The sequence below is a fragment of the Microtetraspora glauca genome (assembly GCF_040656155.1).
Taxonomy (GTDB): domain Bacteria; phylum Actinomycetota; class Actinomycetes; order Streptosporangiales; family Streptosporangiaceae; genus Microtetraspora; species Microtetraspora glauca.
In genome coordinates, this window is the sequence record NZ_JBFALK010000007.1 from 227,635 (window position 1) to 253,013 (window position 25,379).

20 protein-coding genes are annotated in these 25,379 nt (G+C 70.5%); 8 read left to right on the top strand and 12 right to left on the bottom strand.

Annotated features, from left to right (window positions below; genetic code table 11):
* Positions 1–115 precede the first annotated feature (115 nt).
* Together AB0I59_RS15610 and AB0I59_RS15615 are read right to left on the bottom strand one after the other, a co-directional pair.
* Entirely contained in the window at positions 116–1,879 is a 1,764-nt protein-coding gene (locus AB0I59_RS15610; protein WP_061258462.1) for an ATP-binding cassette domain-containing protein, read from the bottom strand.
* Entirely contained in the window at positions 1,876–3,606 is a 1,731-nt protein-coding gene (locus tag AB0I59_RS15615; protein WP_061258461.1) for an ABC transporter ATP-binding protein, read from the bottom strand. The genes AB0I59_RS15610 and AB0I59_RS15615 overlap by 4 nt, the downstream gene beginning before the upstream one ends.
* Before the next feature lie 333 nt (positions 3,607–3,939).
* Between AB0I59_RS15615 and lanL the strand changes: the two genes are divergently transcribed.
* The 4 genes from lanL (at position 3,940) to AB0I59_RS15635 (ending at position 10,433) form a co-directional block, all read left to right on the top strand.
* Positions 3,940–6,717, top strand: coding sequence for a class IV lanthionine synthetase LanL (gene lanL / locus AB0I59_RS15620; RefSeq protein WP_061258460.1), 2,778 nt, complete (start codon positions 3,940–3,942; stop codon positions 6,715–6,717).
* A gap of 301 nt (positions 6,718–7,018) precedes the next feature.
* The gene (locus AB0I59_RS15625) at positions 7,019–8,236 is read left to right on the top strand and encodes an ROK family transcriptional regulator (RefSeq protein WP_358133255.1); all 1,218 of its coding nucleotides are present in this window, start codon (positions 7,019–7,021) and stop codon (positions 8,234–8,236) included.
* Positions 8,233–9,129 carry a polysaccharide deacetylase family protein gene (locus AB0I59_RS15630; protein WP_358133257.1) on the top strand — a complete coding sequence of 299 codons (897 nt, stop codon included), beginning with the start codon at positions 8,233–8,235 and terminating at the stop codon, positions 9,127–9,129. The genes AB0I59_RS15625 and AB0I59_RS15630 overlap by 4 nt, the downstream gene beginning before the upstream one ends.
* The gene (locus AB0I59_RS15635; protein ID WP_061258457.1) at positions 9,126–10,433 is read left to right on the top strand and encodes an MFS transporter; all 1,308 of its coding nucleotides are present in this window, start codon (positions 9,126–9,128) and stop codon (positions 10,431–10,433) included. The genes AB0I59_RS15630 and AB0I59_RS15635 overlap by 4 nt, the downstream gene beginning before the upstream one ends.
* 135 nt (positions 10,434–10,568) lie before the next feature.
* Here the strand turns inward: AB0I59_RS15635 and AB0I59_RS15640 are convergent, their stop codons facing one another.
* Positions 10,569–11,186 (bottom strand): hypothetical protein, encoded by a 618-nt coding sequence (locus AB0I59_RS15640; RefSeq protein ID WP_358133259.1) that lies wholly within the window; start codon positions 11,184–11,186, stop codon positions 10,569–10,571.
* 186 nt (positions 11,187–11,372) lie between these two features.
* Between AB0I59_RS15640 and AB0I59_RS15645 the strand changes: the two genes are divergently transcribed.
* Positions 11,373–13,562, top strand: coding sequence for an MMPL family transporter (locus AB0I59_RS15645; protein ID WP_358133262.1), 2,190 nt, complete (start codon positions 11,373–11,375; stop codon positions 13,560–13,562).
* Positions 13,563–13,581: 19 nt separating this feature from the next.
* On the opposite strand, the gene AB0I59_RS15650 is transcribed toward AB0I59_RS15645, so the two are convergent.
* From AB0I59_RS15650 to AB0I59_RS15675, 6 genes are all read right to left on the bottom strand, one after another.
* Positions 13,582–14,202, bottom strand: a complete 621-nt coding sequence (locus tag AB0I59_RS15650; RefSeq protein ID WP_061258453.1) for a class I SAM-dependent methyltransferase — start codon at positions 14,200–14,202, stop codon at positions 13,582–13,584.
* Positions 14,199–14,678: a MarR family winged helix-turn-helix transcriptional regulator gene (locus tag AB0I59_RS15655; RefSeq protein ID WP_061258452.1), complete on the bottom strand. Its 480-nt coding sequence runs from the start codon at positions 14,676–14,678 to the stop codon at positions 14,199–14,201. The genes AB0I59_RS15650 and AB0I59_RS15655 overlap by 4 nt, the downstream gene beginning before the upstream one ends.
* A gap of 84 nt (positions 14,679–14,762) precedes the next feature.
* Positions 14,763–17,042 carry a polyprenyl synthetase family protein gene (locus tag AB0I59_RS15660; RefSeq protein WP_358133265.1) on the bottom strand — a complete coding sequence of 760 codons (2,280 nt, stop codon included), beginning with the start codon at positions 17,040–17,042 and terminating at the stop codon, positions 14,763–14,765.
* Positions 17,043–17,077: 35 nt separating this feature from the next.
* Positions 17,078–17,791 (bottom strand): FAD-dependent oxidoreductase, encoded by a 714-nt coding sequence (locus tag AB0I59_RS15665; RefSeq protein WP_358133267.1) that lies wholly within the window; start codon positions 17,789–17,791, stop codon positions 17,078–17,080.
* A 120-nt stretch (positions 17,792–17,911) separates the two neighbouring features.
* Complete coding sequence (locus AB0I59_RS15670) at positions 17,912–19,108, bottom strand: NAD(P)/FAD-dependent oxidoreductase (RefSeq protein WP_061258449.1); 1,197 nt, start codon at positions 19,106–19,108, stop codon at positions 17,912–17,914.
* Positions 19,109–19,200: 92 nt separating this feature from the next.
* Positions 19,201–20,148 (bottom strand): RNA polymerase sigma-70 factor, encoded by a 948-nt coding sequence (locus AB0I59_RS15675; RefSeq protein ID WP_358133270.1) that lies wholly within the window; start codon positions 20,146–20,148, stop codon positions 19,201–19,203.
* A gap of 142 nt (positions 20,149–20,290) precedes the next feature.
* On the opposite strand from AB0I59_RS15675, the gene AB0I59_RS15680 reads away from it, so the two are divergent.
* Together AB0I59_RS15680 and AB0I59_RS15685 are read left to right on the top strand one after the other, a co-directional pair.
* A complete protein-coding gene (locus tag AB0I59_RS15680) occupies positions 20,291–20,896 on the top strand; it encodes a ClpP family protease (protein WP_061258447.1) in 606 nt (201 codons plus the stop codon).
* Positions 20,893–21,489: an ATP-dependent Clp protease proteolytic subunit gene (locus AB0I59_RS15685; RefSeq protein WP_358133273.1), complete on the top strand. Its 597-nt coding sequence runs from the start codon at positions 20,893–20,895 to the stop codon at positions 21,487–21,489. Before AB0I59_RS15680 ends, AB0I59_RS15685 begins: the two co-directional genes overlap by 4 nt.
* A gap of 3 nt (positions 21,490–21,492) precedes the next feature.
* Here the strand turns inward: AB0I59_RS15685 and AB0I59_RS15690 are convergent, their stop codons facing one another.
* Complete coding sequence (locus AB0I59_RS15690; RefSeq protein ID WP_082777247.1) at positions 21,493–21,870, bottom strand: helix-turn-helix domain-containing protein; 378 nt, start codon at positions 21,868–21,870, stop codon at positions 21,493–21,495.
* A 212-nt stretch (positions 21,871–22,082) separates the two neighbouring features.
* Positions 22,083–23,072 carry a phosphotransferase gene (locus AB0I59_RS15695; protein WP_358133276.1) on the bottom strand — a complete coding sequence of 330 codons (990 nt, stop codon included), beginning with the start codon at positions 23,070–23,072 and terminating at the stop codon, positions 22,083–22,085.
* A 312-nt stretch (positions 23,073–23,384) separates the two neighbouring features.
* Here AB0I59_RS15695 and AB0I59_RS15700 point away from each other — a divergent pair, with 312 nt between their 5' ends.
* Positions 23,385–24,404 (top strand): P1 family peptidase, encoded by a 1,020-nt coding sequence (locus AB0I59_RS15700; RefSeq protein WP_358133279.1) that lies wholly within the window; start codon positions 23,385–23,387, stop codon positions 24,402–24,404.
* 306 nt (positions 24,405–24,710) lie between these two features.
* On the opposite strand, the gene AB0I59_RS15705 is transcribed toward AB0I59_RS15700, so the two are convergent.
* Positions 24,711–25,286 carry a helix-turn-helix domain-containing protein gene (locus AB0I59_RS15705; protein ID WP_061258443.1) on the bottom strand — a complete coding sequence of 192 codons (576 nt, stop codon included), beginning with the start codon at positions 25,284–25,286 and terminating at the stop codon, positions 24,711–24,713.
* Positions 25,287–25,379 lie beyond the last annotated feature (93 nt).

The following is a 25,379-nucleotide window of genomic DNA, read 5'->3' on the forward strand; positions in this document are numbered from 1 at the left end:
CGTTCACCTCCTCTCCGTGAGCGGAGTCGTCCCGGCACGGCATGTGCCGGGAGGCTTTCGCGCGGCCCGCCGGATCGAGCTGGTGACCGCCGGCAGGCCGCCCGGCGCGTGATGCTCATACGCGGCCCGGTTGTGGGGCGGATCGGGGCTCCTCCTCCCAGTGACCGACCAGATCGGCGTAGAGGCCGGAGGTCCGCAACAGCCGATCGTGTGTGCCCACGCGCACGCCGTACCCGTCGAGCAGGACGACGCGGTCGGCCCGGCGGGCGGAGCTGATGCGGTGCGCGACGACAACGAGGGTTCCCCCGCGGTCGGCGAACGCCCGCTCCGCGCGGGCCTCCGCCGCCGGGTCGAGGCCGGAGGTGGCCTCGTCGAGGATGACGACCCTGCTCGGCGACAGGTAGACACGGGTGAGGGCGATGAGCTGCTTCTCCCCCGTGGACAGGTCGGGGCCTCCGGCACCCACTCGTGCGTCGAGCCCCCCGAGGCGCTCGACGACGTGTTCCAGGCCCACGACCGCTGCGGCCCGGCCCACGTCGTGGTCGGTCGCGTTTGGGGCGAGGTAGGTCAGGTTGTCGCGCAGGGTTCCCGCGAAGACGTACGCCTCCTGCGGGATGAGGGCCGGCGCGTGGTGCGGCTCGCCCGCGCGGACCCGCCGGACGTCGGCACCGCCCAGCGTGATCGCCCCGCGCTGGGGGGTCATCAGGCCGGTGAGGAGGTTCGCGAGGGTCGACTTCCCGATCCCGCTGGGCCCGGCGACGACGATGTGCTCCCCTTCGGGGACGACGAGGTCAAGGCCCTGGAAGATCGGCGCCGCGTGGAGACCGTACGCGAACGTGAGGTCGCGGATGTTCAGGTCGTATCGGGTCGGCAGGGACGTGGCCTCCTCGACAGGAGGGCCGGGCTCGGCGAATCCTTCCCCGAGCCTGTCGAGGTTGACCACCAGTTCGACACCCCAGCTCCCCATCGTGCCGACCAGGCCGCGCAGGGCCGGCTCCAGGCGGACCAGCAGATAGGTGGCCGCGCCGACCGCCTCGGAGACGGTGAGGTGATGCTCGCGCAGGAGCCAGGGAACCGCGGCCAGAAGGACGACCACGGGAAGCTGCCCCCCGACGAAGACGAGCAGGCTTCGCACGGCGGTGCTCCAGGCCAGCGCGCGGGTGAGCGCCGCCTCGGCCCGGACCGCCTGCCCCACCTCCTGGACCGCCCGCTCCTCCGCGGCGCAGGCGATCGCGTCGCGGAGGCCGCGGAAAGCGTCCCCCGCCCGCCGTGCGACCTCCTCTCGGGCGAGGAGCGCCGCCTTCTGCCGCGCGACCAGGCGCGGCAGTAGCAGCGCGAACAGGGCCAAGGAGACGCCGATCAGCGCGCCGCTGACCAGCGCGGCCACGGGGGCGATCAGCGCGAGCCCTACGAGCGCCGCTACGGAGGAGAAGACGAGCTGCCGCGCCGCACGCAGCAGGGCGAACAGGATGTTCCGTACGGTCTGCACCTGCCCGGTGAGCTGGGCGACGCGGGCGGTGTCCGGCCTCGTGGTCGAGCGGGCCGACGCTTCGACGGCGCCCCTGACCACAGCGGTGACGAACGCGTCGCGTACCGGCTCGACGACCGCCGCGAGCCAGGGGAACATCCGATTGGTGGCGACCGCCCCCGCCGCCGTCGTCGTCAGCAGAAGCGTGAGGATCACGATCCCGCCCGTGACGTCACGGGCGAGGAAGCGCTCCAGAGCAGCGGACACCGCGAGCCCGGACAGCAACGACGGCACCGACTCGGCGAGCGACCAGACCAGGATGCGTCCCAGGGCTCCTCGGCGCTGCCGCAGCTCGTGGAGCAACAGGACATGGGCGGGGCGGCTCAGGCGGGGGGCCGCCGTGCCACTCATACGCACTCCTCGTCCGGTCGTGACACAGCGGCGAACACCGCCCGGTAGTCCGGCTCGCTCGCCCACAGGCGCGCGTGGGGACCGATCGCCCGGATCCGGCCGCCGTCCAGCCAGGCGACCAGGTCGGCGCGAGCGGCGGTGGCCGCACGGTGGGCGACCACGAGCCGGGTACGGCCGGCCAGTCCATCGGTGAGAGCCCGGGTGACCTGGGCCTCGGTGACCGTGTCGAGACTCGATGTGGCGTCGTCGAGCACGAGGACCCTCCCTCCGTGCGCCACCGCGCGGGCCAGGCCGAGACGCTGCAGTTCTCCGCCGGACAGGTGCGTGGCCGCGAGCGGGGTGTCGACACCGTCCGGCAGCAAGCGGACGAAACCCTCGGCCCTGGCGACCGTGATCGCCTTCTCGATCTCCTCGTCGCTCGCGTCCACCCGCCCGTAGGTAAGGGCGTCGCGAACGGTCCGCCCGAGAAGTACGGGACGATCGAACGCGTAGGCGACCTCGCGGCGCAGGGCCGGCCCCTCGATCGCATCGACACGGACGCCGTCGAGGAGGACCTCACCGTCATCGGGATCGACGAGCCGGCCGGCGAGCATGGCGAGCGTCGTCTTGCCCGCCCCGGACCGCCCCACCAGGGCGACCCCCGTACCGGCCGGGATGTCGAGGTCGACCGCGTCCAGTACGACCCGGTCGCCGAGCCGCACGGAGACCTGCCGGAAGGACAGCGCGCCCGGTCCCGGTGGAAGGCCTTCGGCCCCCGCGGCCACGATGTGCCGTGGCCGCGGTCGAGGCCGTTCGGCCAGTACGTCGAAGACCCGATCGGCGTTCGCGCGGGCATCGGCCAGATACACCAGGGTGTCGACCCCGTCGAGAAAACCGAGGGCGTAGGACAGGTAGAGACCGATTTCGAGGAACTCACCGGGTGAGACGCGCCCGTCCGCCACTCCGAGGCCGGCCACGATGAGGACGACGACCCGGAGCCCGGCCAACGCCAGATCGACCTGCCAGGAGGTCCTGCGCTGGGCTTCCCACGTTGCCATCCCTGCCCGGGTGAGTTCGGGCAGCGCCGCGAGAACGCGGCGGATCTCCCGCTCGGCGGTGCCCGAGGCCCGGATCGTCCTGCTGCCGGACAGCGCGTCGGTGAGGCGTGCCGCGATGTCCGCCTGACGTTCGAGGTACTCGCCGTAACTCGTGGTGACCCGCCGCATGAGCAGCCGGAGCAGAAGCAGGACGGGGACCACCATGCAGGCGAAGGCCGCTCCGAGTCGCCAGTCGACCAGCCAGAGGCCGGCCAGCCCGCCGAGGGAGGTCACCGCGGCCACCGCGGCGTCGACCCGTGTGGAGACCAGCGAGCCGGCGGCCGCGGCGTCCCCGGTCAAGCGGGCCACCAGGTCTCCGGTGAGGAGGTGACGCGTGCCGGGAACTCCCAGCGTGAAGACATGCCGGGTCATCCGCTCCCGCAGGGCCGCGGTGACACGGGTGGTCACCACGAGCTGGGCCAGCGCGCCGGCGACCTCGGTCAGCAACCGGACCCCCAGCAGAGCCAGCACAGCGAGGGCGAGCCCGTAGGAGCGGGGAACAGTGGCCACCTGGTCGACGACGTGCGCGATGGCGGCAGGAAGCGACAGCCGGACCCCCGCGGCGGTGACCGTCGCCACCGAGACGACCGCCGTCTGGGCCGGCGCCAGGCGCGCGAGCGCCGGGCGGGGATCGGCCGCCTGCGTCGGCATCGTTCGCCCCCCAACCGTCGTCTTCTCCGTGATCCGGGCGGCGCCGTGCCGCCCCGCGCTCCTCGACTCGGACCCATGGTCGCGTCGCCGGCGGGGATTCTCCTCAGGGCGTCACCCGTACCCGCCCCCCGACGATTTGCCGTTCGCGTCGGCGATTTCCGGCCGCGAACGCGGAACGCCGCTCGCGTGGACACGCGAAACCTTGGGGGCCGGGGTCAGGGGATGCCCTGAGGCGACCCGGCTCGGTGACGACGACCCTGGGGCAGTCAGGCGGCTCCCGGAGCACCGGGTCGCGCGCAGGAAGCACAGGAAGTCGGGAGCGGAGAGCAGATCATGGACATCGAGGTCAGGGGCCCGGATGAGTCGTCCGACGCTTGGCGTGACAGCGATGAGACGCTCCTGGTGGACTGTGCACGGGCGGTGCTGAACCGCCGAGAAGCACGCGACTGGCAGGTCGAGCTCGGAGACTTCTGGTGCTACGTGCAGCCGCCCGGCGGGCGTTCCCGGGTGCAAGGGTGGAAGCTCCACGTCTCGGCGACGCCGCTGTCAGCACCGCTGGTGCTGGCCAGATGCGCCGATGTCCTGGTGCGCCACCGCACGCCGTTCAAGTTCGCCCGAAACCTCGACAAGGTCCACCGACTCGTGTCGGACCGCTGTGACCGGGGTGCCGGCGGCAAGTTCATCACGGTCTATCCGAACGATGACGACGACCGGCTGCGGGCTCTGGCCGAGGACCTGCATCGGGCGACCGAGGGGCTGCCGGGGCCTGGCATCCTGTCCGACCGGCCCTATCGCCCGGGGAGCCTGGTGCAGTACCGGTTCGGGGTGTTCGGCGGCGTACGGATGCTGGGCAACGACGGAAGCTACGAGGCGATGCTGGTCGCGCCTGACGGGAGCCTGCGGCTGGATCGGCGGGACGCCTGGTTCTCCCCGCCCTCGTGGGCGCCGCGGGACCCGTTCACCCGAGAACGGTCGAGCCCGCAGCCCGGAGCGAACGGCACCGGCCCGCGACAGGTTCTCCTCAACGGCAGGTACGTGGTGCGAGAGGTCATCCGCCACGCCTTCGGCGGCGGGGTCTACCGGGCCACCGACGAACACACGGGGGGCACCGTCGTCATCAAGCAGGCCCGCCCGCACACGGCGGCCGACGTGACCGGGAAGGACATCCGCGACGCCCGCCGCCATGAGGCGCGGACGCTGGAGCTGTTCGAGACCTCCGGAGTGACGACACGTCTGGTGGAGCTGTTCGAACAGCAGGGTGACCTGTTCCTGGTCCAGGAGGCGGTTCAGGGCGTCACGCTACGCCAGTGGGTGACCGAGAACATCGAGCCGGACGACGGCGCGGGATGGGGTCCCTCGTCGGACACCGCCGAGCGGATCGCTCGCGGCCTGGTCGAGCTGGTGGAGTCGGTACACGCCAAGGGGCTGGTGCACCGCGACTTCAACCCCAACAACATCATGGTCACCGAGGACGGCGACCTGCGCCTGATCGACCTTGAGACGCTCGCCGGGACAGGGGAGCGGGTCACCCAGGCGTACACGCCCGGGTATGCGGCGCCGGAGCAGGTCGACGGACCGCGGATCTGCACACCCCAGCCCGCGACCGACCTCTACAGCCTGGGCGCCACCCTCTTCTACCTCGTGAGCGGGGTCGATCCGCTGCTCGCCCCCGACGAGCCGCAGACGCGGACGTATGAGGAGCGGATCGACATCTGGCTGCGCCGTTTCGCCGCCGGTAATGCGGCCGCCCGGCGGATGGCCGGGATCATCGTCCCGCTGCTGCACCCGGACCCGGCGCGACGCCCGTCCCTGGAGTCCGTACGCGCGTTCCTCGCCAGGCCCGAGCGACCACACGCCGACGACCGCGACGACGCGCCGCCCGCGCGACCGGTGGACGTCGATCAGATGATCGTCCACGCGACCGAGCGGCTGCTGCTCACCATGGAGCCGGACAACCCCAACAGACTCTGGAAGTCGCCCGGGTTTGGCGAGACCTGCGATCCGTTGAACATCCAGTACGGCGCCGCCGGAGTTCTGGGTGTTCTCACCCGCGTCTACGAGACCCGGCAGGACCCGGCCATGAGGGACGCGGTGGCGACGGTGGCGAGCTGGATCTCTCGACATGTGACGCGCGAGCCGCGGTCCCTGCCGGGACTGCACTTCGGCCGCTCGGGCACCGCCTGGGCGTTGCTGGAGGCCGGGCTGGCGCTGGGCGACGAGGACGTCGTCCGCCTCGCCGCCGACCTCGCCCTGCGCGTCCCGGTCGACTGGCCGAACCCGGACGTCTGCCACGGCGTGGCCGGGGCCGGGTTCACCCAGCTCCGATTCTGGGAGGTCACGAAAGAGGACGAATTCCTGGACCGGGCCCGACAGGCCGCGCGGGCGCTGACCGCCGCGGCCGAGAACCGGAACGGGCTCACCGTGTGGCCGATCGCGCGGGACTTCGCCTCCGCGCTCGCCGGTGTCACCCACTACGGCTTCGCGCACGGCGTCGCGGGAGTAGGAGCGTTCCTGCTGGCCGCGGCACGGGCCACCGGCGACGTCGGCTGCCTCGACCTGGCCGTCCGCGCGGCCGGCACCCTCCTGTCGGTCGCCGAAGTGAAAGGCGGAGCCGCCTACTGGCCGAGCGGAGAGGGGGAGGATGGCCCGCTGATGACCCACTGGTGCAGCGGCTCCTCCGGGGTGGGCACGTTCCTGGTGCGCCTGTGGCGGCAGACCGGCGATGACCGGCTCCGTGCGGCCGCCTCGCGGGCGGCCGTCGCGATCCACCGCTCTCGCTGGCACGCCGGGATCTCCCAGTGCCACGGGCTGGCTGGCGACGGCGAGTTCCTGATCGACCTCGCCGACGCGTGCCAGGACGAGCGGTACCGCGACTGGGCCGAGGACCTGGCCGTCAACATCCACCTGCGCACCGTTCTCCGGGACGGTCTCCTGGTGCCTCCCGACGAGACCGGGGAGCTGGATTTGGCCGGCTTCAACACGGGGCTGGCTGGGGTCCTGGCCTTCCTCGTACGGCTGCGGCACGGCGGCTCCCGCCTCTGGCTCCCGGAATCGCCGATGAACCTCCTCCCGGAAGCCCGGCCGGGTACCGGAGCAACACGACGCCGATGACGATCACTTTTCGACGTCACGCGGTCGGCGGACCGACCGTCGAGGGGCCGGGCCGCGTTCGTGAGCCAAGAGGATCGACAGGAGGTCGGACCGGATAACTCGTCGGCTTCCTGCCTTCCTCACTCCGCCGAGGTGGCCCATATCCGTTGGTTTCGCCGTTTGCTGCGGGGACCCCGGTACCCGTCATGGCTACGCCCGGATCCGGGCGCCCCTTGTCGCGTGGCCTCCGATCGGATAAGAATGCGCTCACCTCAAGTAGGAAAGTTTCCGACCTACTGGGGTCGGAATCCAGAGGTGACCGATGGGCGCGGACTACCTGGCGGGGCCACAGGGCCTGCTCCGGTCGATCAACGCGCGCGCCGTGCTCGATGTCATCGACCGTGAGGGGCCGATGGGCCGCCCGGAGATCACGAGGGCCACGGGCCTGTCCAAGACCACCGTCGCCCAGGCGTTGCGCGAGCTCATCACGCGGAAGGTCGTCACGGAGGCGGGCACAGACACCACCCGCAGAGGGCCCGCCGCGACCCTCTATCAGATCGACCCCGGCTGCGCGCTCGGCCTCGGCGTCGACATCGGGCACCTGCGGATCCGCGCCGCCGTCGTCGACGCGGTAGGGGAGGTGCTCGCCCAGGCGGAGACCCGGGCACCCCGGCGGCAGGCCGCCGCGACGGCGGCGGCGGTGACCGCCCTCGCCGCCGAGTGCGCCGAGCGGGCCGGAACCGAGCTGGGCGCCATCGGCCAGGCCGTGATCGGCGTTCCCGCGGTCGTGGGGCGTGACGGCCACACCATCCGCCGCGCCTACGGGCTCCCACAGGGCGGCAAGGGGCTGGTCGAGGCGATCGAGCGTGATCTGCCCGTGCCCCTGATCCTGGAGAACGACGTCAACCTCGCCGCCATCGCCGAGCAACGGTTCGGCGCCTGCGCGGACGTCGGGGACTTCGTCCTGCTCGGCGTCGGTGTCGGCCTCGGCGCCGGAGTGGTGCTCGGTGGCCGCCTGCACCGGGGGTTCGCCGGGGGAGCGGGCGAGGTGGGATTCCTGCCCCATCCCGCGACCGAACTCGGCACCGAGGTGCTCGGCGCCCGCCGCATCGCCGAACAGGCCAGGGAGGCCGGCATCGGGGGCACGCCGTCGCCTCGCGAACTCTTCGTACGTGCCAGGGCCGGCGACGAGAAGGCGCTCGCGGTCGTCGACGCGACCGCCCGCAGGATCGCTCACGTGGCGGCCTCCATCGCCCTGGTCATCGAGCCGGAGCTGTTCGTGCTCGGTGGCGGGGTGGGCGCCAGCGCCGACCTGTTGCTCGGCCGCGTCCGCCACCACCTCGCCAGAGACGCCGCGCCGCTCCCGATCACGATCATCCCGAGCGGCGTGCCCGAGGACGCCGTCCTGCGCGGCGCGGCCTGGCTCGCCCGCCATCACGCGAGAGAGCACGCCTTCGCCGCCGCCACCGGTGCGGGGCGACCGTACGACACCGACCCGGCCGGCCAACCGCGCGGCTCCAGGAAAGGGGACACCACGTGAACCTCGCACAACGGCTCGGCGGCCGGCCGGAGGACCGGCTGCTGATCGTGAACGCCGACGACTACGGCATGTGCCGGGCGGCGAACACGGGCATCACCTCCCTGCTCGCCGCCCGCGCCATCAGTTCGGCGACCGTCATGACGCCGTGCCCGTGGGCTCCCGACGCGGTCCGTACGGCGGCCGCCGGCGGATACGACGTGGGCGTCCACCTGACCTTCACGAGCGAGTGGGAGGGATACCGCTGGGGCCCGGTGACCCGTGACCGCGCGGTGTCCTCCCTGGTGGACGAGGCCGGCTACTTCCCCGCCGACTGCCGAACAGTCGAGGAGCGGGCCGACCCGGACGAGGTCCGCGCCGAGATCACCAACCAGATCCGCAGGGCCGTGACCCTCGGCCTCGACCCCTCGCACGCCGACAACCACATGGGCAGCCTGTACGGCCTGGCGACCGGAAGGGACTTCCTGGACGTCGTCTTCACGGTGTGCGCCGAACACGGCCTGCCGTTCCGGTTGCCCCGCACCCTGGACGGCATGGGCCTGCCCGAGGAGCTGGAGCCGGTGGTCCAGGCCCGGGCGGAGGCCGCGGACGCGGCCGGGGTGGTGATCCTCGACCGGCTCTGGACGCTGCCCTTCGAGCAGGCCGAGGGGGAGACGTACGAGAACGTCAGGGACGACATGATCGGGCTGATCCGGGCGCTGCGCCCGGGCGTGACCGAGATCTACATCCATCCGTTCGAGGAGACGGCCGAGCTGCGGCAGATCATGCCGCACCACGCGAAACGCGCCATGGAGCTGCGCCTCTTCACCGACCCGGAGGTACGCCGTGTGATCGCCGAGGAAGGCGTCACGCTCATCGGCTGGGCCGACCTGCGTGCCCTGCAGAGGGCCCGATGATCGGCCGCCGCGGCGTGCTGGCGTACGGGTCGGGCAACCTCTCGGTCAACCTGCTCGCGCAGGCGTTCGCGACCTTCGCCACCTTCTACTACGTGGACCACCTCGGTGTCGATCCGGCGCTCATCGGCGTCGCCATGGTCGTCCACGGCATCGTGAACGCACTGCTCAACCCCCTCGCGGGGCACGTGTCCGACCGGACGCGTACACGCTGGGGCAGGCGCGTGCCGTACATCGCGATCGGCATGGTGCCGCTGGCCGCGGCGTTCACCATGATCTGGATCCCGCTGGTGGATGGCGGAACCGCCAGGTTCTGGTACTTCCTGATCGCGGTCCTCGTCTACGACGTGCTGTTCGTCGTCGTGGTGCTGAACTACGTGGCGCTCTTCCCGGAGATGTTCACCACCATCGCCGAGCGGGCGGCCGCCGCGTCGTGGCGGCAGATGTTCGCCATCGTCGGCATGATCCTCGGAGTCGCCGCCGCGCCCGTGCTCTACGGCACCATCGGATGGGCCGCGATGGGCGTGTCCTTCGGCGTCGTCTCGCTGGCCTTCTTCGCGCTTTCGCTGACCGGATCGGTCGAGCGGGCCCGGACGGAGCGCGAGACCTTCGGGTTCCTCGCTGCGATCCGCTACACCCTCACCAACCGGGCGTTCGTCACGTATGTCCTGGGCAGTTTCCTGTTGCAACTGACCTTCGCCCTACTTCAGGCGGGCATCCCGTTCTTCACGAAGTACGCCCTGGGCGAGCCGGACTCCGCCAACACGGTCATCCTGGGCGCGGTGTTCGTCACCGCGATCCCGCTGGTCTACGTGTGGAGCCGGGTCACCACCCGGATCGGTCCTCGCCGCGCCGTCCTGGCCGCGATCATCGTGTACGGCGTGGCCCTCGTGCCGTTCCTCTTCATCGGGAACCTCGCCCTCGCGGCCGTCACCGGGGCCGCGGTCGGGGTGGGGATCGCGGGCATGCTGGTCCTGCTGGAGATCCTGCTCGCCGAGGTGATCGACGACGACGAGCGCAGGACGGGCGCACGCCGCGAGGGGATGTACTTCGGGATGAACGGGTTCATCGTCCGCTGGGCGGTGTCCCTGCAGGCAGTGATCATCAGCGTCGTGCTGTCCAGGTCCGGGTACCGCGCGGGCGTGGCGCTCCAGCCCGATTCCGTCGTGACGGGCGTCCGGCTGATGCTGGGCGGGGTGCCACTGGCCGTGCTGGCGGTGGCCTTCGGCTGCTTCCTGCTCTACCCGCTGCGTGCCGGCGTCCACCGAAGCGGCGAGAGCGCGCCCGCGCCGGCAGCGGGCTCCTGATCACTGGGCCCTTCACGACCGCGGCCGTCTCCGTCCTCGGTCAGTGGCCGCCGATCGCGGATGCCGGTGCGCGGAACTCCGAGCACCGGCATCAGGGGACACGGGTGGGCTCCCCTCCTATCGAGCCCTGAACGGTCAGGTGAAGGAGAGCCGACCGGCTCCGCTCAACTCGGAAAGGCCCGAGGGGGAGGTGCACTGCCCAAGATCGGTGGTGGGGGTGGCCATCGCGCCGACCTGTCGGCCGCTGAGACGGCCGGAGGAGACGCTGCCGCTCAGCAGGCTGTCGGTCGGGCTGGAGCCGGCGGTCTGGCTCGACTCGGTGGTGAGCTTGGAGGTGCCCACGCTCTTGCCCTGCGCGTCCTGCCAGGTGACGGTCCCGGTTCCGCGCACGTTGGTGGCGCTTCGGCAACTGGCGGTGGCGCTGCCGGTGATCTCGAGCCTGCCGGAGGCGATGTCGGCCGCTTTGCCGTTGGGTGAGGAGCAGCGCTCCAGGAGAATGACGCCCCGCGCCTCGGTCGGCTGTGCCGCCGCGTCACGCAGTGGCGGAGTGAAGGTGATGGGGAATTTGGGCGCGGTGCGCATGGCACAGATCAACGTCGCCGGGTCTGGTGCACCGAGCGTGCCGGTGCGGGCGGCGGGTGTGCGCGTGGCCTGGGCGGACCCGGCGGAAGCCAGGAGCGGTACGGCGAGGCCGGCGGTCACGGTGGCGATGGCGAGTCGGCGCAGGTGCCCGGAGTGGGATCGGCGGATCATCTCGTCCTCCATTATGTGACTACTATCTGTGATTGCTTGGCAGCTATTTGTAACACAGTTTGAGGATCTCTCACGGGAGGTGGCCGGATGCCTCTGTCGTCGCGAGCATCGACCGACCAGGCGTCGCCTGCGTCGCGTGCGTCCGCCGGCGCGGGTCGCCGTCCCGTCTGGCGCCGCTTGGGTGAGGTGGCGGCACGCCATCACCGGGCGGTGCTCGCCGCGTGGCTGGTGTTGCTGGCCGGATCGGCCCTGATGGTGCCCGGCCTGCTCCAGCGCGCCAGTGCTCCGGCCGTGCGGGTGAACGGATCATCCTCGCTGACCGGGGCGCACCTGCTGGAGCGAGGATTTCCACGGCTGGGCTCCGAGCAGATGATGCTCGTCTTCGCCTCCGCCATGCTGCAGGACGATGACGAGGTGTATTCGCGCGCGCTCCAGGCTGCCGTAAGCGCCGTGTCAGCGCAGCCGCAGGTGGGCGGGGTGCAGCTCCTGCCTCCGGTCCCCGGGCAGGATCGGCGGCGTACCTATGCGCTCGTGGGCGTGAACGGGGACCAGCGGGCGCGTCAGGCGGCGCTGCCGCTGCTGCGCGCCGCCGCCCAGCGAGCCGCACGCGCGGCATCCGGCTCTCGCCTCGACGTTCACGTCGTGGGTGAGACCGCGCTGCTCGCGGAGGCCAAGCGAGCCGATCTGGCCGACCTGCGGCGGGCCGAGTTGGTGGCGGTTCCGGTGGCGCTGCTGGCGCTGTTGATCGGCCTGGCGACAGCCGGAGCCGCTCTGGTGGTGCTGGCGATGGCCGGCACCGTGATGGTGACGGCCCTGGGAGCGCTGGCGGTGGCGAGCCGGCTCGGGGTGGAGACGGACACCTTCATGCTGGCGGTCGTGGCCACCGTCGGGATGGGACTCGGGCTGGACTACGCGCTGCTCATCCTGCTGCGCTACCGCCAGGCCCGCGACATCGGGCACGATCGCCATCAAGCCGCGGGCATCGCGACGAGCACCGCCGGACGGACGGCGGGCTGGTGCGCGCTGGCGGTCGCGCTGACGGCGGTCGCGCTGCTCGTGGTGCGCACATCGATGATCCGCACCATGGCGGCCGCGGTGAGCACAGCGGCCGTGGTCGCCGCGGCGGCGACCCTGACGTTGCTCCCGGCCGTACTGGTGGCCGCCGACCGGTGGCTCGGGCGCGGGCGGCTGAGATGGCCGCGCCCGCGTCCGACGGCTGAGCAGCGCCGGACGCGGATCCGCCGCGGCGCCATGGAACATCACGCCGTGGAACACCGTGCCGTGGAACACCGTGCCGTGGAACACGACGGGGACGGCGGCACCGGGTGGAGCCGCTGGGCACGTCACCTGATGCGTCACCCCATCGCCTACACGCTGGCCTGCACCGGCGTGCTGGTGGCGGCTGCCGCACCGGTGACCGGCCTACGGCTGGGCGTCGACCTGGACCGTGCCTCGATCGTCCAGACCGACTTCGGGCGCGGCCTGGCGTACATGGAGGCCGACCAGATCTCCTCTTCATTGGCCGTGGTGCTGCCCCATCCCGTCGACGCCCCGCCCGTCGACACCGGCGCGCTGATCGCCACCCTCAGGGAGGACCCGAGGGTCGCCTCGGCGGCCCCCATCGACAATGGCCGCGACCTGACCGTCGTCCTCGTCGTCATCCGTACGCACATCGATGATCCGGCGAGCACAGCGCTGGCGCGGCAGATATCCCGCCAATATGCTCCGGCCCTGCTTCCGCCCGGCCAGCGTGTCCTGGTGACCGGGCCCAATGCGATCTTCTCCGATCTGATCGAGGAGAGCACCGCCCAGCTCGGCATGGTGATCGCGCTGGTGCTCGGCTGGTCGCTGGCCTTCCTGCTGGTGACCTTCCGCAGCATCCTGCTGCCCATCAAAGCCGTCGTGATGAACCTGCTCGCCGTCACCGCCGCGTTCGGCCTGCTGACGCTGGCCACCCGCCACATCCCTGACCTGGTCGGCCACCAGGTCAACACGCTGATCCCGCTGCTGGCCTTCACGTTGGTGTTCGGCCTGTCGATCGATTACGAGATGTTCCTCATCCACCGCATCGCCGAGCACTACCACGACAGCGGGGACAACACCGCCGCCGTCGTCCACGGCCTGCGCCACACCGCCCGCCCCATCACCGTCGCCGCCGCCGTCATGGTCACCACCTTCGCCGCGTTGCTCACCGCGCACCGCCACGAGCTGGCCCAACTCGGCTTGGCCGTCGCGACCGCGATCACCCTGGACGCCACCGTCATCAGGCTGGCGCTGGTCCCGGCACTGATGCGCGTTCTCGGCTCCCGCAACTGGTGGCTCCCCGGTCTCCTGGCACGACGACTGCCCGCGCCCCGCGGCCGTGGTGAGGCGTGAGGCCGCGGGTCCGCTCGGGTCAGTGGGGCTTACGGGCGTTGACGCGTTCGATCGCGCCCATGGTCAGGCGCTCGGTCTCCTCGATGACGACACCGAGACCACGCAGGGTGGTGACGGGGCGGCGGGTGTAGTGCTCGCCCTGCAGGGGGACGCTGACCAGGTCCACGGCGTGCTGGAGTGCACGCAGCGGCCAGAAGGACGCCGCGACGTGGTCGGCGAGCAGTAGATGGCCCCCGGGCCGCAGTACGCGGAGCGCCTCAACGAGAGCGGCACGTTCGTCGGGGATGCAGCACAGGGCGAAGGTGCTGACGACGGTGTCGAACGCCGCCGCGGGGAAGGGCAGCGCGGTCGCATCGGCTTGGTGGAGACTGACGGCCCGGTGGACCCGGTCTGCCCGCCTGTGTGCGGCGTGGACCATGGCGGGACTCCAGTCGATGCCGGTCAGGTCGACGTCGTCAGGGTAGTGGGGGAGGTTGGCGCCGGTGCCGATGGCGATCTCCAGAGTGGCGCCGCGGGCCCGGCTGCAGACCCAGCGGCGGCTGTCCGCCAAGAACCGGCGTTCGACCCCGGCCAACCTTCTGTCGTAGGTGGCCGCCTGCCGGTCCCAGTAGTTGACGAGCGCTCCGGATGGCCGGCTCATGGTGCGGGGACTCTCGACTTGCGGGCGCCGTGAGCTGGGGCGGCGTCGAGGATCTGAGCGAGAGCGGAATTGACGTCCTGGAGGCGGTCGGATCCGACGATCGCACCCCAGCGGGCCTCCAAGTCCGCGAAGTACCCGGCGCTGATCTCGGCGGCGCGGGTCCCCCGGTCGGCGTAGATGACGACACGGCCCCGGCCGTCGGTCGGGTCAGGGACACGTCGCACATAGTCGCGTTGTTCCAGGTAGCCCACGAGCTCGCTCATCGCCTGAGGGGTCATCCCGGCTCGGCGGGCCAGCGTGGTGGGCCGGGTGCCGTCGCAGTCCATGAACCGGAACACATTCAGGCAGTGGGTGGGTCGCAGATCCTCGTGTCCGGCCTCGACAAGGTGGTGGTAGAGCTCGTCGAGGATCAGGTTGAAGGCCTGACCGATGAGCTGTGGCAGGAACGGCGCCGCACGTGCAGGTTCTTCGGTCACTTTATAAACCAACCTTCTAAGGCTTCCTGACTACTTGTAGCGTAGCCGAAAGAGGCACCATGCCCAACAGGCCGGTGGGAGGGGTCATTCGTCGAGATGCCGCTGGGCGGCGTAGATGCCGAGCGCGCGGATCATGACAGTGTGATGGTTGACGGGCAGCAGATCCTGCAGCGGCTGCCAGGTCTGATCGATCACATGGCGGGCTTCGGCGAGGCAGGCCGCGATGGCGCCGCAGCGCTGCAGGGTTTCGACGACGTCGGCCGCGGCGGCCCGGTCGGCGTTGCCGGCGCGGACGATGTCCCAGATCTCCCGTAGCCGAGGCTGGGGCAGCAGGGTGACGGCGTGGGCCAGGGGCAGGGTGACCTTGGCCTCGCGGATGTCCTCACCGGCGAGCTTGGCGATTCGGGAGTCGGCGTCCGTGGAAGAGGTCAGCACGCCGCGCAGGTCCGCGACGTCATCGCTGATCTGGTAGGCCAGCCCCACGGCCTCGTAATAGGCGCTGATCGCGGCGAACCGCTCGCCATCCGCTCCGGCCAGAATCGCACCGAACTCGCCCACACCGCGGACCACTCCGCCGGTTTTGAGACGGTGCGTGGTCCGCACCCGCTGCAGCACTGTGGTGGGGTCCCCTGCGTCAATGGCGGCGTCCATGGCGTCGTGGTGGCCGAGGATGTCCAGCGCCTGGCCGGCGTGGTTGCGGCGCAGGCCGTCCAGGTACGCCTGATACAGGCGCAGCCGTCGTCGCGGGTCATCGGGCAGCAGGTCGCGGACGATCTGGTCGAATACGAAGTAGGCGTGTGTCCCGGTGTTGATGGCGGTAGCCGGGCCGAACACCGCGTGAACAGCCGCTCGACCCCGGCGCATCGGGGCGTTGTCCTCCACGTCGTCGACGATGAGACTGCCCGTGTGCAGCAGTTCGGCCAGCGCCGTCAGTTCCCGATACGGCTGACTGCTGACACCCAGCATCTCCATCGCCGCGATCGCGGCGTAGCTGCGCCAGCCCTTGCCCATGGCGTCGGTCATGTGCCGGACCGGCAGTACCAGCGAGCGGTGCAACGGCTCGGCGACGACGTCGATGAGCGGTTCGGAGCGGATGTCCAGCCCGGCCAGCGCGGCCATCGCGACAGGTTCGGGAGCATCGGGATACAGGCGCACGACCTCGGCGTGGGTGATCTCACGCAACCGCTCCATATGGCGCTCGAAGCTGAGGATGCGGTTGAACGGCAGGACCTCCAGCCAGCCACGGCCGCGGACCGGCCGGCCGTACAGCGCTCCTTCGGCCGTGGCGCCGGCTTCCAGCAGCGCGCCCAGGCCGAAGACGGCGCGCCGTTCCTGCTCGGGGAAGCGGGCGTGGACCCGCAGTGACAATCCCGCCTGGGGTGCTTCGATCTGCCAGACGGTGGGATAGGCGTTCAGTGTCGTCGTCGAGGTCCACGACGCGGCCCCGGTCAGCTGCGCCGACGCCTCATGACGAGTGCCGTCGGGCGCCACGAGCACCACGGACGCGGGCCGGTCGGCCACCCTGCCCCCCGCGACATCCGCGGTGCGGGCTTGGAAGGCCAACACCTCCCACCCGTTGTCCAGATGCACCCCGGCCCACGTCCGACTGTGGTCGATCGGCGTACGGGTGCCGGCCTGCGGGAAGTCGGCGGCGCCGAAGGCGTGCTGGTACATCGCCACCCCGGACAACGCGGCGATCTGCCGCCCTTGCCGACTCCGCGTGGCACTCACCGCCAAGCGAGGCACGACATAGGTGTAGCGCCCCTCGTCCACTCCGAGCGGTGCTCCCAGATGCACCGCTTCCGGCACGGCGGGCTTGAGGCCGCGCAACCGCAGATGCCAGCTCTCCTGGTCGTCGCGCAGGACGATCCGATAGCTGCCCTCGGCTTCTTTGGACAGTTCGGCGACACCGCCGAAATCCAGACGCAGCCGATCACCGGCGATTCGGACCGGGCCGGGCAACAGCCGGTCAGGGGGGATCGGCCGCCCACCCGAACATGCCTCCTGTACCGCCTCGTGCAGGCACGGGTCCCAGCCTCTGGCGGTATCCATACAGGTCAGCTCCACCGCGCCGGCATCACGCCAGGTCTCGGCCCGGTACGTCGAACCGCACGCGGCGCTGTGCGCCCAGTAAAACCCGTGAGAGACCAGCGGGCTGCCATCTGCCCTGGCGGTCCGGTGACTCAGGAAGTTGACCATCAACTGGAGCTCTTCCCCGCGCTCATCGCGCAGGTCGGCGGCGAACCGCCACCACTCGGTACCGCAGTCGAGGTGCGGCAGGTCCTGCGTGTCCACATCGATCGGTTCGCCGGGACGAGGCCAGCTCGTCATCCACTCCGCGGGGATCTTTCGCTCGGTAACCACAGCATGCACCCCTTCACCGCCACCACTGTCGGCGATCATTTGATTGCAAGCTGTAATGATGGGGGATGTCGGGCCACGTCGGCCACCAGATCGAGATGATGGCCGCCTGGTTGGAAAGGTCGGCGCCGGCGGCAGATCCGGCTGCTGAGGGCGCGCAGCAGCCGACCGAACCCCCGAGTGGCGAGACCCGGCGGCGCGGCGCCATTCATGCGCATGAGGTACTCGCTCTGCGTCAATGTCCTCGGGCCGGACACCGCGAGGCTGCGCGAGGCGACCGTGGAGGCCAGGGCCGCCTTGCCACCGCCCACGACGAGGGCACGCACCCGCGAGTGCGCACCGTCGGCTCCGACCAGGAAGTCACCGCTGTACTCCTGACCTGTCTGCGTCCGCACCCGTACGCCGTCCTCGTCTGCCCGCAGTTCCGCGAGTCGCGCGCCGAACTGTACGGTCCCCTCCGGCAGCCCGCTCTCCAGGAGGGTGATCAGCGACCCGCGCGGAATCACCCGCGCCGCCGACCCGAACCGTTCCGCCAGCGCCTCCAGGTCGAACTCGAGTCGCGTTCCTGCCCGGCCGCGATGGCGGCGCGGCAACGGCGCAGCAACGGCGCGGTACCGCCGCCTGACGCCGGATCCTCGGCGCAGTACGGCGGGACAGGATGGCCTGGCTGTGGCAGCGCCGAGCTCCGCCCGGCGCAACTCGCCCCATGGCTCAGGGAACGCGCGCTTCTCCCGGACCGGACCGGGCCGCATAGCCTGTCGCCGAGACGGAAACGACGCTGCGCTATCCGGCGGCTGGGGACATGTTCGGGAGAAGAACCCCGATCCGAAGCGAGTGCCCTCACATCGAGGGCGCCCGGTTCGCTTCGTGCTCTACGCCGGCGCCTTGACGGCCGAGCCCGCCGTGGCCCTCTCCCGCGTGACGCGGCGGCGCCGGGTCGGCAGCCCGAGCGTCGGGTTGGCGACGCCCCAGGCGGCGCCCTTGCAGACCAACTCCTTGTAGACGGCGGCGAGCCGTCCGGTCAGAACCGCCTGCACGGCGCGGTCATCGGCGGTGACGTACTGGATCAAGCCCTCCTTGCGGCCCAGTGAGATGCACTGGTTGAAGTAGCGGATCGGCGCGTTCGGAAGCTTCCCGCCGGTCAGGCGCGCCGCGATCGCGTCGGCGGCCTGCCACGCGGCCGGGGTTCCCGAGGCGCACGACATTCGCAGCGGCTTGTCCCCGGGGCCCATCGCCATGGCCGCGTCGCCGACGGCGTACACGTCCGGGTGCGAGACCGAGCGCATGGTCCCGTCGACCACGATCTGGCCGGTGCCGGTGACCTCCAGGGTGGTCGCCTTCGCGATCGGGTGAACCGCGAAGCCGGTGGTCCACACGGTGACCGCCGCCGGGATGGCCTTGCCGTCGGCGGTGGTGACACGGTCGGCCTCGACGCCGGTGACGGCGGCGTGCTCGTGCACGGTGATCCCGAGCTTGCCGAAGACCTTCCGCAGGTGCTCGCGGCCCTTAGGCGCGAGCCAGTCGCCGAGTTCGCCGCGGGCGGCGAGGGCGACGTCGAGGTCCGGACGGGCCTCGGCGATCTCGGTCGCGGCCTCCAGGCCGGTGAGGCCGCCACCGACGACGACCACGGTCTGCCCGGCGTCGAGGCGGGCAAGGCGCTCGCGCAGTCGGAGTGCTCCGGGGCGGCCGGCGATCTCATAGGCGTGCTCGGCGGTCCCGGGGACGCCTTGGGCGTTCCAGCCGCTGCCGAGGGCGTAGACGAGCGTGTCGTAGGCGAGTTCTTCGGCGCCGTTCGCGTCGATGACGGCGACGGTCATCGCGTCGACATCGACGTCGGTGACCTTCGCGAGCCTCAGATCGACGCCGGTGCCCGCGAGCATCTCGCTGAATGGCCGGGGCTTGAGGTCCTGGCCGGCCGCCAGCTGGTGCATGCGGACGCGTTCGACGAAGTCGGGCTCGGCGTTGACGAGGGTGATGGCGACATCCTCGCGGCGGAGCCGCTTGGCGAGGCGGCCGGCGGCGATGGCTCCGGTGTACCCGGCTCCGAGGACGATGATGCGGTGCTGCATTTCCTTGGCTCCTGTCGCGCGTGTTTGCCACTTGAACCGGGCGGCCCGCCGATCCCTGACAGGAACGCGATGTGAAGCACCTCACATAGCGATCAGAAGACGTTGAACAGGGGCTCCTCGTGGTCGGCGGCCGCCCAGTGCGCGGTCGCGCGTTCGAGCTTGTCGGGGTTCACCTGGTTGCGGAACGCGGCGATGCCCTCGGCGGTGACCTCCAGGCACATGACGCCGACGACCCGGCCGTTCACGACGGCCACGACGGCGGGGTCGCCGTTGGCGGTCCAGGCGTAGACCTCGGGCGTGCCGCCGACCATGGCGCGCTTGGCCTCCCCGGGTTTGAACAGGCCCCGCAGGAACTTCGCGACCGCGACGGCGCCCTCGAACGCCTTGGCACGGGCCGGGACCTTCCCGCCGCCGTCGCCGATCGAGATGGCGTCCTCGGTGAGCAGGCGCACGAGCGGCTCGATCTGGCCGCTGGTGGCGGCCGCCAGGAACTCCTCGATGATCCTCCGGGCGGCGGCCTCGTCGACCTCGGCGCGGGCCTTGCCGTCCGTGATGTGCTTCTTGGCGCGGTGGAAGATCTGCTGGCTGGCTGCCTCGGTGATGTCGAGGATGTCGGCGATCTCCCGGTGCGGGTAGTCGAAGGCCTCCCGCAGCACGTACACCGCCCGTTCGTTGGGGGAGAGGCGCTCCATGAGGGTGAGGACCGCGTACGAGACCGATTCGCGCTGCTCGGCGGTGTCGGCCGGGCCGAGCATCGGGTCCCCGGACAGCAGCGGCTCGGGAAGCCATTGGCCCACATAGGTCTCGCGCCGCGCCCGCGCGGAGGTGAGCTGGTTGAGGCACAGGTTGGTGAGGACCTTCGTCAGCCAGGCCTCGGGGACCTCGATGCGGTCGACGTCGGCGGCCTGCCAGCGCAGGAACGTGTCCTGCACCGCGTCCTCGGCATCCCCGGCGCAGCCGAGGAGGCGGTAGGCGATGGCCTCCAGGCGCGGCCTGGAGGCTTCGAACCGGTCGACGTCGTGCGCGGTCGTCAAGGGCACGGCCCGAGCCTAGCCCGCGCGGCTCACGCGGCGACAGCGCGCGTCGGCAGTAGCACCGCGACACCGATCGGCCGGGCCGCCGCCGTCTGCCCTCAGCAGACATATCGACAGGTCGCGGGGCCGCGGCGGATACAAAGGCGCCATGCGTGTTTCCCCGAACATGAGTTACCGGGACCGGCTGAACGAGAAGCTGTTCCAGCAACGGACCCTGCTGTTGACCGGAGAGGTCGACGACGAGATGGCCGAGCGGGTGTGCGCCGAGATGGTGTTGCTGGCCTCGGCGGATTCCGAGCGCGACATCATCCTGTACATCAATTCACCCGGAGGGTCGGTGATGGCCGGACTGGCGATCTACGACACGATGAAGCTGGTCCCGAACGACGTGGTCACCGTCGCGCTCGGGTTCGCCGCGAGCATGGGGCAGGTGCTGCTGGCGTCCGGCACACACGGCAAGCGGATCAGCCTCGCGCACAGCCGGATCATGATGCACCAGCCGTCGGCCGGAATCGGCGGCACGGCGATCGACATCGCGATCCAGTCCGAGAACCTCCGGTACATGAAGCGGCAGTCCGAGGAGATCCTCGCCGCGGAGACGGGACGCACGATCGAGGAGATCTCCGCCGACAGCGACAGGGACCGCTGGTTCACGCCGGAGCAGGCCCGCGACTACGGGATGATCGACGAGATCGTCGACTCCTTCCACAGCCTCGCGCCGTACGCCGCCAACCGGATGGGGTTCTCGTCATGACGCAGTACACGATCCCGTACGTGGTCGAACGGACCCCGGTGGGGGAGCGGTCGTTCGACATCTTCAGCCGGCTGCTCAACGAGCGGATCATCTTCCTCGGAACCGAGATCGACGACGGCGTCGCGAACGTCGTGATGGCACAGTTGCTCCACCTGGAGGCGGAGAGCCCGGACCAGGAGATCAACCTGTACATCAACTCTCCCGGCGGCTCGACGACCGCGATGCTCGCGATCTACGACACCATGCAGTTCATCCGCGCGAAGGTCGCGACGTACTGCATGGGCCAGGCGGCCTCAGCCGCCGCGGTGCTGCTCGCCGCGGGCACCCCCGGACGGCGGTTCGCGCTCGCCCACTCCCGCGTGCTGCTGCACCAGCCGTCCACGCAGGGGCAGGGCACCATCTCCGACCTGACCCTGCAGGCGGCAGAAGTGATGCGCATACGCGCGCAGACCGAGGAGATCCTCAGCTCCCACACCGGGGTGGACGTCGCCCAGTTGCGCAAGGACACCGACCGGGACCGGGTCTTCAGCGCGCACGAGGCCGTCGAGTACGGCCTGGTCGACGAGCTGATCATCACCCGCGAGGTGTCGTAGCGCTCACGCCGCCAGCAGCTCCACCCGCGGCGTACCGGACGGCCTGTGCGTCGAGATCCGGCGTGACGCCGTGATCCGCCGGACGGCGCGGGTGAGCAGGTGCTCGATCGGCAACCCGAGCGCGTCGCACACCGAATGCAGCATCTCCGACGACGGCTCTTTGCGTCCGCGCTCGACCTCCGACAGATACTGCTTGGACATGCCGACCGCACGCGCCACGTCATCGAGCGTGCGGTCCTGGTCCAGCCGCTCGTCGCGCAGGATCTCCCCGTACACCGTGCGCAGCAAGGGGTCCTGGCCGTCGGGGATCTCGGGGCCGCGCTCCGTGCCGGCCCGGCGCGTCCGGATGTCGATGACCACTGATCGGCCCGAGGCTGCCATGTCTGGCAGTCTGGCACGTCCGGATCTCCGGCAGACTGTTTGTTCGCGGACAGGTGAGCGAGCCCCCTCCGTCGGCGTTCCCGCCGTCGAGGTCCTGCGGGTGCCGGGAACTCGAGCGCCTCGTCGTCATGCACATGTCCACCGGGTCCCGCACGAACGTGGCCTCGCGGCCGCGTCCCAATCGGTCGGCAGTGAAGGACCGGCGCCCCGCATCACCGCACGTCAGCGGTATATCCGTGGGACGCTTCCGCGTTGCTACCGGAACCCCGTTGCGTGAGGAGGCCGCGGAGCACGGCGAGGCTCTCGTCACGAAACTCGGAATGGCCGTGCTCGATGCCGTGCAGGACGTCCGCTGCCGCGTCCGCCAGTTCCCAGAAGCGGAGCTTGCGCTGAAGGCGGTCGGTGAACGGGACGCCGCGCAGTTCCTGGAGCCGCTGGGTGAACCCGGGGCCCGTCTCGGACCACAGGTAGCACAGGTCGTAGTCGGGGTCGCCGATCGTGGTGTCGCCGAAGTCGATGAGGCCGGTGACGTCTGTGCCGGTCACGAGGAGGTGGTCGAGGCTGATGTCGGCGTGGATCAGCACCGGCTCGTAGTCGAAGCAGGCGTCGTCGCCGATGTAGTCCTCGAAGGCGGCGACCAGCGTCCGGGACTCACTCGACGGCAGCGCGGGGACGACCTCGGCGCGCAGCAGGTCGAGACGCTCGCCGAACTCAGCTCGCGGATCCGATTCGGGGACGCCGAGCTCGCGTGCGCGTCCGACCGGGAAGGCATGGATCGCATCGATCAGTGCGGCGATGCGGCGGATCGGCGCGGGCTCGTCCAGGAGCCCGCGCCGGTGCCAGTCCTCTTCCGACAGCGATTCACCCGGGACGGCGGGATAGCAGCAGAATTCGCCGGGGCCGAGCGGATTCGGGGCGGTGAAGGCGAAACGCGGGATCGGAAGGGGGAGATGTTCGGCGAGTTCGGGCAGGAGGGCGGCCTCGCAGGCGATCCCCTCGGCGCCATCCTCGTTGTACGGGAAGCGCAGGACGAACGACGTTCCGCCGTCGCCGTCCGGCGGGTCGAGGCGGAGAGCGACGCTCTCCATGCCGGCGCCCAAAGGGTGCAGCGCACCACGCGCGAGATCGTCGCGCACATTCGCGAGCGCGGAGCGGACCCGCGATTCCCAGTCGTCGGGGAGAGCGACGTTCCAGATCATCATTGCCTCCCATGGGTCAGGCAGGCGCGGAAACCGGATGCGATGCCGGATGCGGAATCAAGCTCGGAACAGGGCGTCAGGTTAACGTCGCACATTCCGGGAGCGCTATCGATTGAGGAGCTCCGGGACACCGCCGGCGCGGCCGGCGGCAGGCATGGTCATAGCCGTCGTGTTGCGCCTCGTCCACGCGTAGAGCCGTCTGGATCCAATGGGGGTGGGCTCCTTTGACCGGCATAACGAGATCTTTCCAGCGATTGCGGACCATAATCCATGGACTGTTATCGCGAGAGAGGCCCTTCCATCATGGTTGACTTCGTGCCACGCCAGCCGCACGTCCGTCGTCTGCGAGACTTCGGGCACCGTGTCGGCCGCCTGGAGCCGGGGGCCAACAACGCCATCACGGATGTCGCGGAGGTCCTTGTCGGACAGACCACCCTCGTGGATGAGCAGAAGGGCATCTACTCCGGGGTGACGGCCGTCGTACCGAACGCGCTTTCTGCCGCCCGAACCGTTCCGGCCGGATTTCATGTGGGGAACGGCTACGGAAAGTTCGTCGGCGTCACGCAGGTCATGGAGCTCGGCGAACTGGAGACGCCCGTTCTGCTGACCTCGACGCTGTCCACCTTCCGCGTCGCTGACAGCCTGCTGAGCTGGCTCATCGACAAGGCGGCCGAGCCCGTTCGCTCCGTGAACCTCGTCGTCGGCGAGATCAACGACTCCTGGCTGTCCTCCGCCGATCCGCGTCCTGTCACGACCGAGCACGTCTACGGCGCGCTCGACGGCGCACACGACGGTCCGGTCGCGATGGGGAACGTCGGCGGCGGCACCGGGGCTATCGCGCTCGGTTTCAAGGCCGGCATCGGTACGGCTTCGCGCAAGGTGGTGCTGCGCGACCGCCAGGCGACCGTCGGAGTGCTGGTGCAAGCCAACATGGGCGGAAACCTGCGGCTCCTGGGTCGCACGATCACCCCCGAGGACCTGGGCCTACCCCGACCCGGTCACGTCTCCGAGCGGGGCTCCTGCGTCGTCGTGATCGCCATCGATGTAGCCTGCAGCGCCCTTCAGTTGTCACGAATCGCGGCCAGGGGCGTCTTCGCGCTCGGCCAGGTGGGCGCGGCGTTCAGCCACGGGAGCGGTGACTATGCCCTGGCCTTCTCTTCCGAGCCCTCCGAGACGCCCAGGACGTTGAATCCCACTGAGCTCGACGGCGTCTTCGCCGCCGTCATGGAGTCGGTCGAGGAAGCGGTGATCGACGCCCTGCTCGCCGCCCGAACAGTCCGTACGCCCTCAGGGCGCGAGGCGATCGCCCTGCCGCACGAGGTGCTGAGGGCGTGAGGTGCGGTGGTCGATGTGGCCCCCGCGTGGGGGCCTGAGGAACATCGGAACGGTGATTCTTGGCCTACGGTCCGGTTGGGCCTGCCACGCTTCGACGCCGGCACTTGGTACGACCCGCATTCGGAACTGGCGCCCGGTAGGGGGCTGCCTTGTTTCCGAGATGTCTACCGCTGCCGGCGTCGGCCTGGCCCACGCCGTTGGCCTGGTCAGCAGCCTCGAAGAGTCACGCTGAGCGGCTCGGCGGGCGCGGCGTGGCGTGACGTGTCACCGGCCGCCAAACAGTTGATCACCCTCCTGTCTGGAGCATCACGCGGGGCCGGGCGGCAGATGGACGGTCATGATCAGGCTGCAGGTCTCGGTGCCCGAGCCGCGGTAGCTGTGGGGGGCGTCGCCGTCGAACGTGGCGGTCTGTCCGGCTTCGACGACGTGCTCGGTGCCGTCGACGATCAGGGCCATCCGGCCGGAGGTGACGCTGATGGTTTCGACGACTCCGGCCTGGTGGGGGTGGCTGCGATATTCCTCATCCGGTTCCAGTCGCCAGCGCCAGACCTCGACAGGAGCCGGGCCTGAGGTCGTCAGCATGAGCCGCGCCTCGCTGCCCCGATCTCCGGCCCACAGTGGTGCCACCGCCTCGGAGGTCACGACACGGACGCGGCCTTCGGGCGGTCCCTGCATCAGGGCGGACACCGAAATGCCAAGGGTGTCGGCCAGCCGGACCAGGGTGGCCAGGTTGGGGTTGCCCTGGGCTTTCTCCAATCCCACCAGGGCGCCCTTGCTGACCTGGGCGCGCCGGCTGAGTTCCTCCAGGGACAGACCCGCGCGGATGCGGGCCGTCCGGACGTTGTGCGCGACCGTCCGCAGGGTTGCGGCTGTCTCGGCCAACTGATCACCATCCCCGCGACTTGACCATTTGAATGCACTTCTCGGTCGTTTGGTTGGACCGGTCGGTTTGTTGTACGTTTTGGTCGTTCCAAT